Raw genomic sequence first — 18831 nt, 5'->3', positions numbered from 1 at the left:
GACGGGAACTCGCAGGCAGAAGCGGGATGGCCGAGTGAGCGGGCATGCGCTTGATCGCAGGGAACGTGCTGGTCAAGAGCGTGAAAGCAGACGAGGCGTACTGTACGACCCGGTCAAGCTGACCACCCCGCGGCACCGCTACCGGGAAACAGTCGTCCCGCCCCCGTGGCCGAGCCTGGCACGAGGATAACGCAGGAGTCCCGAACAGGGCTTGGGGAGCGCCCAGTTCTCGGGCACGCCGGGTGCTGGAAGCGATCCGGGGAGACGGACCGGTCGACGAGACCGGCACCGCGTCCCGGATCCACTGCACTGCTCACGGGGCCGCCTGGACGCCCACGTGCGCCGCCGAAGACGACTGGCTGACCATCGTCCACCTTCTCGCCCGCGCTGGAGCTGAACCTGGGAGAGGGCAACTGGTCGATCCCGCGGCGCGGACAGCCGGCCAACATCGCCTGCACCGACGATGACCACCTCGAACGCACCGTCCACCGCGGTGTGCGGCACATCCACCACCGTCCGCTGTTCTCGGCCGTTGTCGCCCTGAACGAGGCCCTGCGTCGCAGGCCGAAGTTGACCGCGGCGGCGGTCGAAGTGCTGATCGCCGTCAGGATCTCCTCGGTCTCGCTCGACCAGCTCAGGTGCGTGGTCACTCACTCCACGAAGCCGCCGGGACGCAACAGCGTTCAACGCCTTCACGCGTCCCCGTGCCCAATCAGTTCCTTTTGTGTCGCGGCTCTGTCTTACTGTGAAAGTGCCGCCGTTGCGCAATTCAGCAAAAGGTGGACCGTCCCCCTCCCTCGCAAAGGAGTCTCTCATGGGTCAGCGCATGGACGACGTGTCTCTTGCCGCACTGCCCGTGCCACCGCTGTGGTGCCCATTTCCGGCAGAACTAAATCCGCGATGGGCCGAGTTCGACAAGCGCAGTGTCGACTGGATGAACGAGTATGCTCTCTACCCGAGCAAAGAGCAGCAGTTTCGCCTGACTACGATGCGAGTGGGTGAACTGGCTTCCCGGTACGCTCCCGTCGGCCGAATCGAAGCGGTCCAGTTCTTGAGCGATTTCGTCATCTGGCTGTTTGCGTTCGACGACGCGCACTGCGACGAGTCTGCGCTCGGCGACCAGCCGGACGAACTCGCGAGGATGACCTACGAGTTGGGGTGGGTGCTGGATACCCCCCAGGCGGATATCGCGAACGGCAATCTTTATGCGACAGCGCTGCGCGAGCTGCGATGCCGGCTCTCGGAAATTGCGACGCCGCTACAAGTGGAACGCTGGGTTTCCTCCGTCAAGGCGTACTTCTTCTCTGTGGTCGCCGAAGCCTCCTGTAAGGCCCAGAAAAGGTCACCGAGCCTGCAGGAATACGTACTGTTGCGGCAGAGGACGGGCAGCACCGAGACCCTGACCATGTTGACCGATGTGATCGCCGGGTGTGAGCTGCCCTCAGCCGATCGGGACAACTTGGATGTCCGGGCTCTGGCCGAGATGGCTATCGCGCTCAACCTCTGGCACAACGACATCCTTGGCTATCACAAGGAGAAGAAGCGCAATTCCATTGACGACGGATTGAACTTGGTGGACGTCCTCGCGCGAGACCAGAGTTGCTCCGCCGCTGAAGCCCAAGCGAAAGCCATCGCACTCTGCGACCGGGTGCTCAGCCTGTACCTGCGCCTGGAGGAACAGGTAAGCCAGCGGGCCGGCGCTGAACTTCAATGCTTCCTGGCTGGGATGAGGCGGATGATCAGAGGAGATCTTGATTTCTCTCTGGGGTGCAACCGGTACCTCAACCCGGATGACCCCGCGATCCTCCCGACAACTTTCGCTGACACCCCCAGTGACGACAGCTCGGTACCGGCACCGATCCCCGCCATACAGTGGTGGTGGACCAGGCTGGCCCCCAGCACCTCGAGCTCGCAGCATGACAGCGGCTGATGACCGGGCGCGGGCCTACCCCTTCAGCTACCCGTCGGCCATGCTGTTGGATCCGACCTACGCGACCCTGCGTCGGTCGGAGCCGGTGAGCCAAGTTCGCCTCGCCTTCGGCGGAGAGGCCTGGCTGGTGACGCGGTACGCCGACATCAAAAGCGTGCTTGCCGACCCACGATTCAGCAGGGCGGCCACAGCGGACCGTGATGTGCCCCGAAGCCGACCGCAGAAGCCGAAGGCGGTGTCCATTCTCGCCATGGATCCGCCCGAACACACGCGGATACGCCACCTGATCGCCGCAGCATTCACCCGGCGTCGCGTAGAAAGCCTCCGCGACCGCACTCGTCTCCTCGCTGATGATCTCGTGGATCAGATGACCCACGACGGACCGCCACGGGACCTGGTAACCGGCCTGGCTCTACCGTTACCAATTACCGTGCTCCTTGAACTACTTGGGGTGCCCGCAGTAGATCATGATCGGCTGCGAAACGCAGCTGATTGCGTGATGGGGACGACTGGCTATACCTCGCCTACTGTGGCGAGGCCGATGCCGTCACTGACCGCCGTTCGGCTGCGATGCCGACGGCTTGTGCACCTGCTGGGTGACGCCCGCGAGGCGGGCCAGCAGCGGAGCGGGAAGGCGGCTCACACGGTTTGTCCCCGCAGCGGCTTGACAGAGCCGAACGATCTCCTCGTGCTGTGCGGCCAGCCGGGCCAGGGCCTGGCTGCGGAAGTCGACCGGGCCAACCGTTTACGGAGCTTGGTGTTCTCTGCCCTCAGCCGGGTGATTTGGGCTTCGCGAGGATCGGTGATCTCGCCGGTCTGGCGTATGGCGTCCAGACGTCGCTCGAACTCGACGCGGAGGTGTGCGTAGGGGCGGGTGCCGTAGAAAGCCGTGCGGTCGACGCCCGCTTCGCGGGCGAGGGTCTTGACATCGCACTTCGCGCGACCCACGCCATGAAGTGTGAGGGGCTTACCGACGAGGAGCTGCGGCGGCGGTCGATGCCGCCGTCCACGCTTTCGCTGCTCGGTTTGGTGCGGCACATGGCGGAGGTCGAGCGTGCTTGGTTCCGGCGAGTGTTCGAGGACAACGGCGTGCCCCTGGTCTGGTCCGACCACATCGACTTCCAGGCGGCGTACGACGCGAGCGCGTCGACCAGGGATGAGGCGTTCACGGCCTGGGAGGCCGAGGTGGCGAACTCGCGTCGCATCGAGCGGGAGGCTGAGTCCCTGGACCAGGCCGGGCATCAGCCAAGGTGGGGCGAGGAGGTATCGCTGCGGATGGTGATGGTGCACGTACTTCTGGAGTACGGCTGCCACAACGGGCATGCGGACTTGCTGCGTGAGGGGGTTGACGGGACCGTGGGCACCTGAGTCTGGAGAGCCTCCTCCGTTGCCAGAAGTATCACAGCGGCAGCGAGCGAGGTGGGGGCTCGGGTTCGTAGGCGGCCGGATGATCCGCAGCCAGCCAACGCCGGATCTCGATCGTCTCCTCGGCGATGGTCAGGGTCTCACTCCGCCGACCCGCCCCGGCCTAACTCGTCACACAAGGGCGCGGATCGCCTCAATGGTCCGCTCCACGGTGAGGGCCCCGTTCGCGCAGTCGTGCAGCAGGGCCGACACCCGTGGGTCTTGGTAGTCGCGCAAAGGCTCGGTCGGGGTCTCGGGCGCTGCGGGTGGGGTGATGTCGTCGCGGGTCAGGAGGTAGTCCGCCAGGGCGGCGCAGGAGCGGTGTTGGAAGATGACGTCCGGTTTGATCGGGATGCCGAGGGTTGTTCCGGCCCGGCGGGCCAGGCGGACGTAGATGATGGAGTTCAGGCCGAGCTGTCGGAACGAGGCGTCGTCGTCGAAGGTCAGGGCCTCGTCGCCGATCTCCGGCTGGAGGATCTCGCGTTTGATGCGATCGATCAGGTCTTGGCGTGGGTCGGGGGTGGGCTCTGGGGCGGGGGTGATGCGGTCGATGAGGGGGGTGAGTACCTTCGATTCGCTCAGTTCTGTGAAGACGGACACGCCTGCGTTCCGGAGGTAGCGGATGGTTTCGGTCCAGCGGACGGGCTTGGCGATCTGTTCGGCGAGTAGTTCGCGTACTTGCCGCGCGTCGGGGGGGAAGGGTTGGCCGGTCACGTTGGAGATGACCGGGGTTCGTAGTTCGCCCATGTCGACCGTGGTCAGCAGGTCGCGGAAGCGTGCGGCGGCGGGGGCCATCGCCGGGGCGTGGAAGGGGCCGCTGACGCGGACGGGGACGAAGCCTCGCACGCCCTCCACCTTTTCGAAGACCGGCTTGATCCGGGCCAGTTCCTCGTGGCTGCCGGAGAGGACGAACTGCTCGGGCGCGTTGTAGTTGGCGATGACGACGTCGGTGGCGTCGTGCTGCTTCAGCGTTTGCGCGATGAGTCGCTCGGAGACTCCGATGACTGCGGCCATCGCGCCGCCGCTGACTCGGCCCATCAGTTCCGCCCGGCGTCGCACCAGTGTCAGGCCGGTTTCGAAGTCGAAGGCGCCGGCGGCGAACAGCGCGCTGTACTCGCCGAGGCTGTGGCCCGCGAGGAAGTCCGCGGGGGGCAGGTCCTCCTGTGCCGCGGACCAGTGCAGCGCGTTGACGACGTAGATCGCGGGCTGCGCGTACTCGGTCCGGGACAGGTGCCGTTCGGGGTTTTCCAGGCAGAGCTTTTCGATGGAGTACCCGAGTACGCGGTCGGCGCGGCGGCAGAGGTCGGGGAACCGTCCGAACAGGCTTCGCCCCATCCCTTTCTTCTGGGTGCCCTGGCCCGGGAAGACGTAGCAGCGCATCAGGGCCGCCCGCCCGCGAGGTCGGTGATGCGGACCACGGCGCACGTCCAGGTGAAGCCGGCGCCGACGCCGAGCAGCATGCACAGGTCGCCGGCGGCCACGGCGCGTTCCCGCACGAGGTGGTCGAGTCCGGCGATCTGGTCGCCCGCACCGAGGTGGCCGACGGTGCGGCCCCAGGACCAGGTCGTGAGGTCGAGGTCGATGTCGAGTGCGGTGAGGACCTCGCGCTGGAGCACGATGCGTCCGAAGTGCGGAACGACGAAGCGGGCGATGTCGCCGAGACGAACATCCGCGTCGCGCAGGGCTCGGTCGACGCAGTCGCTGAGACCGGCCCGGAAGCGGCGGGTGAACTCGTCGAGTTCCACGTCTCCCAGGTATTGCAGTTTGCGCAGACGCAGGTCGATGGGGGCCGTGGGGTCGTGGTGGGGGGTGAAGGGCGCGTCGCCGCGGTGCAGGCGCTCAAGGGTGGCATCCGAGACCGTGGACGTGCTCAGCACCTGTGCGAACCCCGACCTCTTGCTGAGGACCATCGCCGACGCGCCGTCGCCGGGGACGATGCCGATGTCGCTGTTCCAGCGGTCGATCGCCGGACGGCTGACCTTGTCGGCGGTGGTCACCAGCGCCGCCACGTCGTCGGTTGCCGCGAGGGAGCGCGCCGCGATGTCCAACGCGGTCATGCAGCCGTTGGAAGCGTTCTTGATCTCGAAGGCGAGCGCCGAGTGGTCCCCGAGTACTTCGCGGTGGATGTAGGAAGCCGTCGGGTACAGCTCAAGGCCTTGGAAGTACACGCAGGCGTGCAGCAGCAGGGCGATGTCCTCGGACCGGTGACCCGACCTTTCCAGGGCGTCCTTGGCAGCGGCCACTGCCATCTCGGGCGGGGCTTCGTCCGTGGCCTCGCAGACCGATTCGAGCTGCGTGTCCTCGGCGTCCTGGGCGTCGAAGCGGCCGTCGGCGACGGCTTGTCCGACCTTGGTCGCCGGGGGCAGGTAGGTCGCGGTACCCGCGATGAACAGGGCCTCTGTCTTCACTTCTCGTTCCCTCTCAGGGTGGTGACGTCGTGCAGCAGGAGCCCGGCGATGGCCTCGGCGGTCGGGTGGTCGAAGACCAGCGTGGCGGGCAGGATGGTGTCCATCCGCTTGGCGAGACGCTTGCGCAACTGGACCATGGTGAGCGAGTCGATCCCGAGGGAACGCAGTGCCCTGTCGGCCGGCACGCTGTCGGGTCCGGGCAGGCCGAGCACGTCGGCGACTTCGCTGCGGACGAGGTCGAGGAGCAGAGCCGGCCGTTCGGCTTCGGAGGCGTCCGCCAGCCGCGTATCGAGCGACTGCGCGGTCTCGGAAACCTCACCTTGGCGTCCTTCAGTGGTGCGGTGCAGCATGTCGCGCAGCAACGGGGGCGCCGGCGCATCGCCGAGGGCGTGGCGAAGCGACGCCAGTTCCAGGCGCACGGGCATCAGCTGGGTCTCGGGCCGTACGAGTGCGACGTCCAGGGCGTGGAGGCCCTCGGCCAAGGTCAGGGCACCGATCCCCTGGCGCCGCAGGCGGCCGAGTTCGGCCTTGCCGAGGTGCGCGGTCATGCCCACTCCGGCCTGCTCCCAGAGCCCGAAGGCGAGGCTGAGCCCTGCCAGGCCCCGCTTGCGCCGGTTCGCCGCCAGGGCGTCCAGCGTCGCGTTCGCCGCGGCGTACCCGCTCTGGCCTGCGGTGCCCAGCGTTCCGGCCGCCGAGGAGAAGACGACGAACGCGGCCAGGTCCAGCTTCTCCGTCAACTCGTCCAACCAGCGCGCGCCCTGGACCTTGGGTGCCATCACCCGGTGCAGCCGCTCCGCGGTGAAGCCCTCCACCAGGCCGTCGTCGAGCACGCCGGCGAGGTGGAACACGGCCGTGAGGGGGTGGCGCGGGTGGATGCCTTCCAGTGCACCGGCCACTGCGGCCCGGTCCGCGGCGTCGCCCGCGACCAGGTCGACTCGTTCGGCGCCCGCCGCTTGGAGTTCCCGCACGAGCGCGCCGGCTTCGGGGGTGTTGCCACCGCGCCGTGACAGGAGTAGGAGCCGCCGCGCTTTGTGCACGCGGACCAGGTGTGCGGCGAGCGCGCTGCCCAGCTCACCGAGGCCACCGGTGATCAGCACCGTGCCGTCCGGGTCGAGGGCACGTGACAAGGTCAGCACCGTCTTGTGCGCGGCGTTCTGCCGCGCGTGGCGCAGGGCATGCGGCGCGTCGCGTACGTCGTAGGCGGTGAAGGATCCGTTGTCCTGCCTCGGATCGGGGGCGGACGGGTCAGCGGCCGCCTGGGCGAAGGTGAGGTGCGCGGGCATCGGCCTGAGGGCGGCACCGTCCACGCGCACCTGGTTGCCGAGCGCGGCTTCCGCGCTGCCCATGACCCGGTCACCCGCGTGTACGGAGGTGACGCCGCTGCCGACCTCCATGGCGATCCCTGCGAGCTCCAGGACCTGCGCGTGCTGGGGGCTCATGCGGGCAGCGCGTACCTCGACGCGGACTTCCCCCGGCGCGAGCGGCTCCGGCGCGCGCTCCTCGCGCGGGGCGGCGACGAATTCCAGATAATCGTCTTCGCGCTGATGGAGGTGCCAGTCGCCTTCGTCCGGCAGGACGAGCGCGTCGACCTCCTCGACGGTCGGCCTTGCTCGTGGCACATGGGCGCGCTCACCGCGCAGTACGCACTCCGGCTCGCCGCCGGTCTCGATCACGCGTGCCAGGAGCGGGAAGTCCGGGGTGCCGGGATCGAGGTCGATCAGGCGCAGGACGCGCTCGGGGTGTTCCGTGCGGGCCGTGCGCACCATGCCCCACACCGCGGCGTGGGCCCAGTTCCCTGTCTGGTCGTCCGGGCTCGACGAGACCGCGTCGCGGGTGATCCAGATGAGTTCCGTGCCCTGGAGGCGGGCATCGCCGAAGCACACCTGAAGCGTCCGCAGCGTTTCGGCGGCGCTGTGCTGCGCGCCGTGCTCCGGGGCGGAAGCGCAGTCGGGCAGCGCGAACAGCAGGCGCCGGGGCATGTCCGCCTGCGCGTCGAGCCGCTTCACGAGGGCGTCCAGACCGGGTACGACGTCGACGCCGAGCCCCGCGCCCAACTCCGCGTCGCCGACCACGAGGACGCCCGCGGGGTCGGGGGTTTCGGCCACGGGGTGGACGGGTGCGAAGCCGACGCGGTAGAGGTGCTCGGCGAAGGGGTGTCCGCGGCGCCTGCCGCTCTGGAACTGCAGCCCGCCGATCCGGGCCACCAGGTGGCCGGCGGGGTCGGCCAGCCATACGGTGGCCGGCGCGAGGTCCTCGTCCCCGCCGGGGTCGAACGACACGCGCACCGTCAGTTCGCTGCCCGCGGTACGCAACAGCTCGACGTCCGACCAGATGAACGGGACGAGCGGCCCCTGAGGGGCGCCCGCCTCCATCAGAGCGGCGACGACGACTTGCAGTGCCGCGTCGAACAGGGCCGGATGCAGGCCGTGACCGGCCGGATCCAGCGCGCCGGGCAGGGAGACGCACGCGTGGTAGACGCCGTCGCGGCAGGCGAGTTCGCGCAGCCCTCGAAAAGCCGGGCCGTAGTCGAGCCCGTTGGCGAGGGCGCGGGTGTAGAAGGCTTCGATGTCGAGGGCCCGGGCATCGGGCACCGGCCAGGTATCGATGTCCGGCGGCACGGTGGCGCCCTCACGCGCGCGGGTCACGCACTCTGCGCTCACATGCTGCTGCCAGATCAGCGGCGCCTCGGTGTCCTCGGGCTGGCTGTAGAGGGCGAAGGGGCGTCGTCCGTGCGCGTCCGGTTCGCCGACGGTGGCCTGGATCCGCAGCGCGTGGCCCGGCAGCAGGACGACCGGCTCCAGCAGTGTCAGGTCCGCCACGGCGTCGGCACCCGCGGTCCGGGCGGCGAACAGCGCAGCATCGATCAGGCCCGCGCCGGGCACGTAGACCTGCCCGCTGACGACGTGATCGGCCAGCCACGGGCAGTCGTCGAGCGTCAGCCGGCCGGTGAACAAATGACCGCCGCTGCCGGCGAGCGTCGTGATCGCGTCGAACCACGGGTGACCACCCGCGGACTGACGTGGCGTCACCGCAGCGGGCCCGGCCGGAAGCTCGCCGAGCCAGAAGCGTCGGCGTTGGAAGGCGTACGTCGGGACGTCGACCTTGGTGGCGCCGCGGGAGGCGAGGGCTTGCTCCCAGTCCACGAACACGCCCTGCTCGAACAGTGCGGCGGCCATTCGCCAGAGCTGGTCCACGCCGCCCGAGGCACCGTCGGAGGGCGGGCCGACCTCGACGAACACTCCGAAGCCGTCCCCGCGCAGCCGCTCCAACGCGCGGTCGAGCCTCATCGCATCCGGCTCCGGCTCCGGCAGGTCGCGGAACCAGTAGTCGCCGCCGAGCCGGGGGCCCGGTACGACCTCACCCGTCAGGCGCGCGTAGAAGGGGATGGAAGTCCGGGCGGGGACCATCCGTGACATCACACCCGGGACCCGCCCTGACACCGCACCCGGGACCCGCCCTGACACCGCGCCCGGGGCCCGCCCTGATATCGCACCCGGGGCCCGCCCTGATATCGCACCCAGGACCCGCCCTGACACCGCACCCGGGGCCCGCCCTGATACCGCACCCAGGACCCGCCCTGACGTCACACCGCCGACCGCGCCCTCCGACCGCGCGCGAGCCCGAAGGGCGACGACGCGGGCTCCGTCCTCCAGGCTCAACGCCCCGCTCACCACGGCGGCGGCGACCTCGCCGTGCGCGTCGCCCACCACCGCCGCCGGTTCCACACCCCAACTGCGCCACAGCGCCGCATGTCCGAGGTAGGTCGCGAACAGCGTGCACGGCAGCACATCCGGACTGTTCACGTCCTCCTCGCCGCGCAGCACCTTCAGCACGGACCAGCCGGTCAGCGGCGTAAGGACCGCGTCACACTGCGCCACCGTGTCGCGGAACACCGCGCTCTGCTCCAGCAGGTGACTGCTCATTGCTTGCGGCCGCGCGTCCTGACCGCCGAAGACGAAGGCGATCTCCCCCGGCGCCGTGCCGGAGCCGGGCTCGACCGCCCGCAGGGCTTCGGCAGCCTCCCTGGCGTCCCCGGCGAAGACCACGGCGCGCGCCTCGAAGTGCGTACGGCCGACGGCGGAGGTGTAGGCGATGTCGCGCATCGACGCGGTGGGCCACTCGTCGAGCCACTGGGCCCAGTGCTTGGCCTGCGCGCGCAGGGCGGCGGTGTCGGGGCCCGAGATCACCAATGGGTGGACGAGGTCGTCGCCAGGCCGGTCCGTGATGTCCGCGGCGTCCGCGACGACGGGCTGCGGTGCTTCTTCGATGATGACGTGCGTGTTCGTGCCGCTGATGCCGAAGGAGCTGATGCCGGCGCGACGCACCCGCCGTGTCCGCGGCCACCGCCTGGGCTGCCGCAGCAGTTCCAGTTCGCCGCCGCTCCAGTCGATCCGGGTGTTCGGCCTTTCCGCGTGGAGCGTGCGGGGCAGTTGCTCGTGCTGAAGTGCCATCACCATCTTGATGACGCCGATGACGCCGGAGGCCGCCTGCGCGTGGCCGATGTTGGACTTGGCCGATCCCAGGTGCAAAGGCCGTACGCGGCCCGAGAACACCGCGGCAAGGGCGCCGGCCTCGATGGGATCGCCGAGCACGGTGCCCGTGGCGTGCGCTTCGACGGCGTCGATGTCGGCCGGGGCCAGTCCCCCGTCGGCCAGGGCCTCGCGCAGCACGCGCTGCTGCGCGAGGCCGTTGGGCGCGGTGAGTCCCTGGCTGCGGCCGTCCTGGTTCATGGCGGTGCCCCGCACGACGGCCAGCACCCGGTCACCGTCGCGCCTGGCGTCGGAGAGCCGCTTGAGCACCAGGACGCCGCAGCCTTCCGCCCAGCTCGTGCCGTCGGCGTCGTCGGCGAAGCTCTTGCAGCGGCCGTCGGCCGCGAGCCCGTTGAGGCGGCTGAACTCGACGAAGATCTGCGGAGTGCTCATCACGGTCACTCCGCCGGCGAGCGCCAGGTCGCATTCGCCGCCGCGCAGCGCCTCGCACGCCAGGCGCAGGGCCACGAGCGAGGAGCTGCACGCGGTGTCGATGGTGAGCGCGGGGCCGGACAGGCCCATGGTGTAGGCCACACGACCGGAGATCAGGCTCGACCCGTTGCCAGTGATCTTGTAGCCATCGCTGCTGGCGACGTCCCAGCGCCGAGCGATGTCGTAATCCGAACTCATCGCGCCGAGGTAGACGCCGGTGTTGCTGCCTTCGAGGGAGGCGGGGCGCAGATGGGCCCGCTCCAGTGCCTCCCATGCGACTTCCAGCACGAGTCGCTGCTGGGGGTCCAGGGACAGCGCCTCGCGGGGGCTGAGCCCGAAGAACGCCGCGTCGAAGTCCTCCACGTCGCGTACGAAGCCGCCCTTGCGCTCGAAGCGCCGGCCGGTGGCGGCGCGCTCCGCCTCCTCGAGCGTGCTGAGGTCCCACCCGTCCCAGCGCTGGGGGAACGGGCAGGAGGCTTCGCGGCCCTCGACGAGCAGGTCCCAGAACGCTTCGGGCGTGTCGATCCCGTCCGGAAGCCGGCAGGCCATGGACACGATCACGACAGGGTCGCCATCGTCGGGCCGCATCGGCTCTGCGGCGACGGCGGGCGAGATGTCCGGGGTCTCGTCCTGCGCACCGGCGTGCGTCAGCAGCAGGGTCGCGATGGCGTGCGGTGTGGGGTAGTCGAAGGCGAGCACGGTGGGCAGCGGGACCCGGGTCCGTGCGCTGAGCCGGTTGCGCAGCTCGACCACCATCAGGGAGTCAAGACCCTGTTCGCGCAGCGTCATCTCGGGGCGCACGCCTTCCGGGGGCCGGCCGAGCAGGGCCGCTGCCTCCTCCGTGACGAGTGCGACCATGAAGGCCAGACGCTCGGGTTCGGGCAGTGCCCTCACGTCCTCGCGCCACGCGGCACTGTCGGCGGCCGGGATCGCGTCGTCGTGTTCGTCCAGCCAGTAGCTGCGGTGTGTGAACGCGTACGTCGGAAGGTCCGCTCTGTGCGCGTCGGAGGTCGCGTACACCCGCTGCCATGGGATCGGCACCCCTTGCGTGTGCAGCTCTGCCAGCGCCCGCAGCGGCTGTTCGATCCCGCCGCGCTCGCGGCGCAAGCTGCCCACCACGACGGCCGTACCGTCGGCTTCGGTTCCCTGCGCCAGGGCTATCTGGAGCACCGGATGCGGACTCACCTCGACGAAGACCCCGTACCCGTCCGCTCGCAGGCGTTCCAGCGCGCGATCGAAGCGCACCGGCTCGCGCAGGTTGCGGCACCAGTAGTCCGCGCCGAGGTCCGGCCCCGTCGCCCGCTCCCCCGTCACGCTCGAATAGAAGGCGATCCCCGCCTCTTCGGGGGAAAGGCCCGTGAGCTGTTCGCGAAGCGCGGGCAGCAGCGCGTCCATGTGCGGGCTGTGCGACGCGTAGTCCACGTCCACACGCTGGCAGTACGCGCCGGTGGCCTCCATCTGCGCGAGGAAACGGTCCACCGCCTCCACGTCTCCGGCCACGACGGTCGATCGCGCGGTGTTCACCACCGCGACGGACAGCGCCTCGCCACAGGCCGCCAGTTCCTCGATGACGTCGCCCACCGGGCGCTCCACGAGTCCCATCGCCCCGTCCGGCGCGTGCTCGTGCACGGCCCGAGCGCGCAAGGCCACGATGCGAGCGCCGTCCGCGAGGCTCAACGCCCCGCTGACGACCGCCGCGGCCACCTCACCCTGACTGTGGCCGACGACCGCCGCGGGCTCGATGCCCCAGGCGCGCCACATCGCGGCGATACCGACGTACATCGCGAACAGGGCGGGCTGCACCACGTCCGTGCGCGTGAAGGGTGGCGCGAGACCCTCCTGCCCCCGTACGACTGCGGCGACCGAGAACCCGGTGTGCGGGGCGAGGGCCGCGTCGCAGGCCGTCACGGCCTCGCGGAACGCGTCGTTCTGCTGCCACAGTGACCGGCCCATCCCCCACCACTGGGCGCCCTGGCCGGGGAAGACGAACGCGACGCGGCCGCGGCTCGCAGCCGTGCCCGTCACCACCGCGTCGTGGCTCTCGTCCGCGGCGAGCGCCCGCAGAGCGGCCACCGCCTCGTCCGTCGTCGCGGCGATCACCACACCGCGCGCGGGGTGGTGCGTGCGGGTCGTCGCCAGTGAGTACGCGATGTCGCGCAGCCTCGTCCCGGGTGACTGTCCGAGGTGGCTCGCCAGCCGTTCGGCGTTACGCGCGAGCGCGTGCGGATTGGTGCCGGACACCGCCAGGCAGAGCGGACCGCCGCTCGCGTCCGCTGGGGCCCGCACCGCATCCGCCGCGGCCTGCACCGGGGCGCCCTCGGGCGCCTCGCCGAGGGCGATGTGCGCGTTGGTGCCGCCGTATCCGAAGCTGCTGACCCCCGCGAACCGCGGCCCGCCCGGCCACGCGGCCGCCTCGGTGACCACCTCCAGACGTGCGGCGGAAAAGTCGATGCGCGGGTTCGGTGTGCGGAAGTGCAGGCTCGGCGGAATGACACCGTGGTGCACCGCGAGGGCGGCCTTGACGAGCCCGAGCACGCCGGCCGCCGCCTCCAGATGGCCGAAGTTCGTCTTCGCCGAGCCGATGCGCAGCGGCACGGGCCGGCCCGACCCGAACACGGCGGCGAGTGCGCCCGCCTCCGTCACGTCGCCCAGGGGCGTGCCCGTGCCGTGTGCCTCGACGTACGAGACCGCACTCGGCGCGACCCCGGCTTTCTCCCACGCCGAGCGCAGCACCTGCGTCTGTGCCTCGTGGCTGGGGGCGGTCAGTCCGTCCGTCGCGCCGTCGTTGTTGACGGCACTGCCGTGCACCAGAGCGTAGACGCGGTCGCCGTCGGCGAGCGCGTCGGAAAGGCGGCGCAGCACGACCACCGCGCAGCCCTCGCCCCGGGCGTAGCCGTCGCCGTCGCCGTCGAAGGCCCGGCTCAGACCATCCGGGCTCTGCGTGCCGAGTTTCGTCAGGGCCACCGAGGTGTTCGGGTGCAGCATCAGGTTGACGCCGCCGGCGAGTGCGACGTCCGACTCGCCCGAGCGCAGGCTCTGCACGGCCAGGTGCACCGCGACCAGGGAGGAGCTGGACGCGGTCGCCACGCCCATCGCGGGGCCGTGCAGCCCCAGCGCGTAGGCGATGCGGGAGGGGATCACCGAGGTGTCCCAGCCGATGGCGGAGTGGGCGTGGATCGCCTCGGCGGCGCCCTGCGTGAACAGCGGGTACTCCTGCCACATCGCGCCCATGAAGACGCCGGTGCGCGTGCCCGCGAGGCTCGCCGGGGAACGCCGCGCGTCCTCGATCGCGGCGCACGCCACCTCCAGGGCGATCCGCTGCTGGGGGTCCATCTGGCGTGCCTCGGCCGGGGGGATGCCGAAGTGCTCCGCGTCGAATCCCGTGACGTCGTCGAGGAATCCCCCTCGGCGGTTCGCCGCCTGGCCGGACGCCTCCGCGTCGGCCCATGCGGTGGCGTTCCACCGGTTGGCCGGCACCTGACGCACCGCGTCGACGCCCTGGAGCAGAGCCTGCCAGAGTGCGGTCGGATCCTCGATCTGTGCCGGCAGTCGGCAACCGATGCCGACGATGGCCACCGGCTCGTGGTCGTACGTGTGGGCGGCGGTCTGGTCAGCCACGGGTGGCCCCGATCTCCTCGGACGCGTAGAGCGCCAGGCATGTCTCCTCGATCGCGGCGAGCGGCTCCGCGTCGTTCAGGATCGTCATGTGGTTCGCGGCGTCGATCTCCACCAGGCGAAGGCCCGGCAGCTCGCGTTCCCAGTCCTGCTGGTAGTTCACGTGGTCGAGGGAGAAGGTCTCGCCCGCGACCTGGAAGTAGGGTGCGACCTCGCCCAGGAAGAGCCCGCGCCGGTTGCGGAAGTAGGTGCACAGGACGGCTTCCGGACGCGGCAGAGGCCTGATGGCGTGCTCGCCGAGCCGGTAGGCGAGCTGGATCGCCATGTTGCGCCTGACGAACCGGGCGATCTGGGCCGGTGGCATGGCAAGACCGCGCTCGGCCGCCAGCTCCGCGAGCCTCGCCACGAACGCGTCCTCGTCCAGGTCCTCCCCGACCTCGTCCAGGTCCTCCGCGACCTCGTCCCGGTCCTCCGCGACCTCGTCCCGGTGGACGAGACGCGCGCGCAGGACCGCCGGGTCCTTCTCCCCCGCCGGCCAGAGCAGGGAATTGACCACCTGCAAAGCCGCGCTCTTGGCCGACTGGAAGCCGTTCGCGTTCGACTTCGCCAGGCCGGTCTCGTCCGGCGAGTCCACCATCGTCAGCGAGGCCACGTCCTGGCCCTGCGCCTGCAACCTGCGGGTCACCTCATAGGCAACGATGCCACCGAGGCAGAACCCGCCGACGTCGTACGGCCCCTGGGGCTGCGCCTGGCGGATGACCTCGGTGTAATACTCGGCCATGGCCGTGACGCCCTCGATCGGCGCGTCCTCGGTCAGCAGGCCTCGGGCCTGGATGCCGTAGAAGGGGCGGTCGATCCGCTCGGCGATCGTACGGTAGGACTCGACGCCGGCGAGGGCGCCGTGGATCCAGAAGACGGGCCGGCCCTCGGTGACGCCGTTGAGGCGCACCAGCTCCGGGGCCGGCCCGCGCGTGGAGGGGGCGGTCGCCTCGGGCAGCCTCGCGATCACGTCGTTCAACGTGTCGTGCGGCTGCCACCATTCAGGCCGGAATCCCGGGAACGCACGGGTGATCCGGCCCAGCATCGCGACCAGGAGCAGGGAGTTGAGTCCGTAGTCGGCGAGTGACCTGGTGCTGTCGATCTCGTGGCGCGGCAAGCCGAGCACCGAGGCGACGAGGTCGGCGACGAAGGCCTCGCCCTCCACAGGGCCGACGCCTGGGTGCGCGGCCTGATCCGGCCGCGGCGCCTGTTCGGCGAAACACGTCAGGCGGGCGAAGGGATAGCCGGGCAGTGCGATCCGCTTGCGGCGAGCGCCGCGATGCATCAGGTCCCAGTCGATGGACGCGCCCGCGGCCCAGCGCTCTGGTACGTGATCGAGCCGCGTCGGCTTCCCGTCGTGCGCGGCGCCGGCAGCGGAATCGACACCGTCGGCGAACGCCACGCGGGCGAGCGTGTCTGGGTCGCCCCTCAGCCAACCATCCAGAACGCGCGCGGCGTCCTCGGTGCCCTGCGCTACGAACGCCAGCCGGCAGCTCATCGCTTCCCGGCCGACCTGCAACGTGTACGCGATGTCCGCCCAGGAGCGCGGATCCGCCTCGGCAAGCCGGTGCGTCAGCCGGCGCGCCCGCTCGCGCAGCGCGTCGAGGCTCCGCGCCGAGAGCACAAGGACCTGCGCGCCCGGGTCCTCGTCCCGGTCCGCGGAGGTGATGTGCTGCTCCAGCACCACATGCGCGTTCACGCCGCCGATCCCGAAGCTGTGCATGCTCGCGCGGCGCGGCAGCGGCCGGCCCGCGTCGTCGGTGCGCTCGGGCCAGGGCAGGTTCCGCTCGGCGACGCGCAGCCGCGTCCCCTTCAGGGAGAGGCCGCGGTGCAGCCGCCCGAAGCCAGGGAGCGCCGGGATCACGCCGTGCCGCATCGCCTGTGCGGTCTTCACCAGCGCGGCCAGGCCGGAGACCACCTCCGTGTGCCCGATGCAGGGCTTTACGTTGCCCAGATACGTCACGTCGTCGCTGTCACCCTCGCTGTCGTCATCGCCGTCGCCCTCGCTGCGGAGTCCGGCGCCGAGCGCCGCCAGCTCCGCGCTGTCCGCAAGCATCGAACTCATGCCGTGGGTCTCGATGTAGTCCACGGCACCCGGATCGATCCCGGCGTCGGCGTAGGCGTGCGCGACGGCTGCCTTCATGCCCTTGATGTTCGGTGCCGTGAAGGACACGCCCCGGCCGCCGTGGGCCACGCCGGTGCCGCGCACGACGCAGTGGACGACGTCCCCGTCCTCCAGGGCCCGCCTCAAGGGTTTGATCAGTACGGCGGCGACGCCCTCGCCGCGCGCCGTACCGTCGGCGCCCTGCTGGAACGGCCTCACGTCGCCGCGCGGGCTGAGCATCCCCGCGGCCCGCATCCCGCCGAACCCCGCGGGTGACATCACCAGGTTCACCCCGCCGACGAGCGCCTGCTCGCACTCGCCGTCGCGGATGGACCGGATCGCCCGGTGCAGGGCCACGAACGAGGACGAGCACGTCGTGTCGCACTGCTCGCTGGGGCCGTTGAGGTCGAGCAGGTACGAGATCCGGTTGGGCACCATCGCGGGCGACGGCAGGCTCATCAGGTCCATGGCCGCGGGCCGGTACTCGCTCTGCGTCGCGGCGACGAACACGCCCGTGGGCCGCGTCCGCAGCTCGGCCGGCCGATAGCCCGCGTCCTCGACGGCGTTCCACGCCGTCATCAGCAGCAGGCGCAGCTCCGGCGTCACCTGGCGGGCCTCGGTCATCGACATGCGGAAGAAGAGCGGATCGAATTCATGCACCCCGTCGAGGAAACCGCCCCGCAGCTCGGCTGCCTCGTCGCCGTAGCACGCCCAGTCCGCACGCTCTTCCGGTGGTGCGGTGATGCACCGTCTGCCTTGCTCGACGATCCGCCAGAACGCGTCGACGTCGTCGGCCCCGGGGAAGCGTGCGGCCATGCCGACGATGGCCATGCCGTCGAGCGCGGCCTCGTCGATCTCAGGCTGAGGTTGAATCTCAAGCTGAGGTCGAGGTTGAGGCTGCGCGGGATCGGGCGCCCGGTCGGGCGACGGGGGCTGCGGCAGGAGCACATCCCGCAGGTCATCGGCGTATTCGCAGACGATGAACTCGCCCAGCTCGGCCAGCGTGTTGTGCTCGAACAGCACGGTGATGTCGAGGTCGATGCCGAGCGTCCCGCCGAGGGCCCGGGCCACGTTCACCGCGAAGATCGAATCGAGCCCGTAGTCCGAGAAGGGCTCGACCCGCCCGATCCTCGTCCGCGGGATGTCCAACGCCTCTGCCAGCACATCCAGCGCGACTGCCTCGATGTGGGCGCGCAGCCGGTCTCCGGGCTCGCTCCCGGCGCCCGGATCGGCCGCGGCCCGCGCCGGACTCTCGCGGACCGGCGCCACGTACGGCGCGGACGGGCGCGGCACGGCTGTCGCCTGCCGTATGACGCCGTCGCTCTCGGCCACGATGATCTGCTGTCCCAGATCCTCGGCATCCTGCGCGGGCAGAGCGATCGCCTGGAAACCCTCCTGCGTCAGGACGTGCCGCCAGCGCGCGGTGGACAGCAGCGGGCTGCCCGGGATCCGCAGGTACGGGTCCTCATAGCGCCACCATCCGTCCAGGAGGCCGAACGAGAACTGGCTGAGGAGATTGTTCGCGGTCAGCTCGTTCAGGACCAACAGCCCGCCGGGCTTGAGGAGCGCCTTGGCGTTCCGCAGGGTGTGGCGGATGTCCCGGGTGGCGTGCAGGACGTTGGCGGCGATGACGACGTCGTGGCCGCCCAGGGTGAGGCCCTGGGCGGCCACCGGGCGCTCGATGTCCAGGATCGCGCAGGTCAGCGAAGGGTTTTCCGCACCGAACGACCGCTCCGCGTGGTTCAGGAAGGCCCTTGATATGTCGGTGTAGCAGTACTCGCGCACGTCCAGGCGCGCGGATCGCAGCGCCTCCAGGACGACGGCGCTCGTGGCTCCCGTGCCGGCGCCGATCTCCAGGATCCGCGCGCCATCGGCCCTCAGGGGCCGTCGGCGCAGCCGCGCCATCAGGTCGGCGGCCAGGACCTGGTTGAAGAACGCGGACGCCGGATTGGTCTCGTACGCGTTCTGCACCAGCTCCAGCGATCCCCCGGGGAAGAGGACCTCGGTGGCCGGTCGACGTCCGCTGAGGATGTCGGGGAAGGCACGCAAGGCGGTCTCCACCAGCAGGTGGGTGGCCGCGAGGTCGGGATTCTCCTGCCACGCGGGCTTTGCCGTCTCCCACTCGCGCCACAGCTGCTCGACCGGCCGGTGCCGCGGGGCATCGTCGTCGAGAAGGATCCTGCCGCCCTGCCGCTCGATGTAGCCGGCCCCTTCCAGCACGCGCAGGCTTTCGTCGAACCAGGCGCCGTACCCCGGCGCGAGGCCCGCCGCTTCCCGTGCGGCCTCGGGAGTCCGCCCGGATTCACGGAACGCGCCGAGCGTGCACAGATGGGACCAGAGAAAGTCGAGCAGCAGCTTTTTCACGATCAG

6 protein-coding genes are annotated in these 18831 nt (G+C 70.4%); 2 read left to right on the top strand and 4 right to left on the bottom strand.

The window, feature by feature from the left end; genetic code table 11:
• Positions 1–814: 814 nt before the first annotated feature.
• Together IE330_RS22795 and IE330_RS22785 are read left to right on the top strand one after the other, a co-directional pair.
• The gene (locus IE330_RS22795) at positions 815–1930 is read left to right on the top strand and encodes a terpene synthase family protein (RefSeq protein WP_190137953.1); all 1116 of its coding nucleotides are present in this window, start codon (positions 815–817) and stop codon (positions 1928–1930) included.
• 927 nt (positions 1931–2857) lie between these two features.
• On the top strand, positions 2858–3298 hold the full coding sequence (locus tag IE330_RS22785; RefSeq protein WP_229925846.1) for a DinB family protein: 441 nt from the start codon (positions 2858–2860) through the stop codon (positions 3296–3298).
• 168 nt (positions 3299–3466) lie between these two features.
• On the opposite strand, the gene fabD is transcribed toward IE330_RS22785, so the two are convergent.
• The 4 genes from fabD to IE330_RS22765 are packed head-to-tail and all read right to left on the bottom strand — an operon-like array spanning position 3467 to position 18825.
• Positions 3467–4714 carry an ACP S-malonyltransferase gene (gene fabD, locus IE330_RS22780; protein WP_190137951.1) on the bottom strand — a complete coding sequence of 416 codons (1248 nt, stop codon included), beginning with the start codon at positions 4712–4714 and terminating at the stop codon, positions 3467–3469.
• The gene (locus tag IE330_RS22775; RefSeq protein WP_190137950.1) at positions 4714–5742 is read right to left on the bottom strand and encodes a ketoacyl-ACP synthase III family protein; all 1029 of its coding nucleotides are present in this window, start codon (positions 5740–5742) and stop codon (positions 4714–4716) included. Before IE330_RS22775 ends, fabD begins: the two co-directional genes overlap by 1 nt.
• Positions 5739–14321: a type I polyketide synthase gene (locus IE330_RS22770; protein WP_190137949.1), complete on the bottom strand. Its 8583-nt coding sequence runs from the start codon at positions 14319–14321 to the stop codon at positions 5739–5741. Before IE330_RS22770 ends, IE330_RS22775 begins: the two co-directional genes overlap by 4 nt.
• Positions 14314–18825 (bottom strand): beta-ketoacyl synthase N-terminal-like domain-containing protein, encoded by a 4512-nt coding sequence (locus IE330_RS22765; RefSeq protein WP_190137948.1) that lies wholly within the window; start codon positions 18823–18825, stop codon positions 14314–14316. Before IE330_RS22765 ends, IE330_RS22770 begins: the two co-directional genes overlap by 8 nt.
• Positions 18826–18831 lie beyond the last annotated feature (6 nt).

The organism is Streptomyces longispororuber, from assembly GCF_014656095.1.
GTDB lineage: Bacteria > Actinomycetota > Actinomycetes > Streptomycetales > Streptomycetaceae > Streptomyces > Streptomyces longispororuber.
The sequence above is the reverse complement of the archived record's forward strand: the minus strand, read 5'-3'. Positions and strand labels throughout refer to the sequence as shown.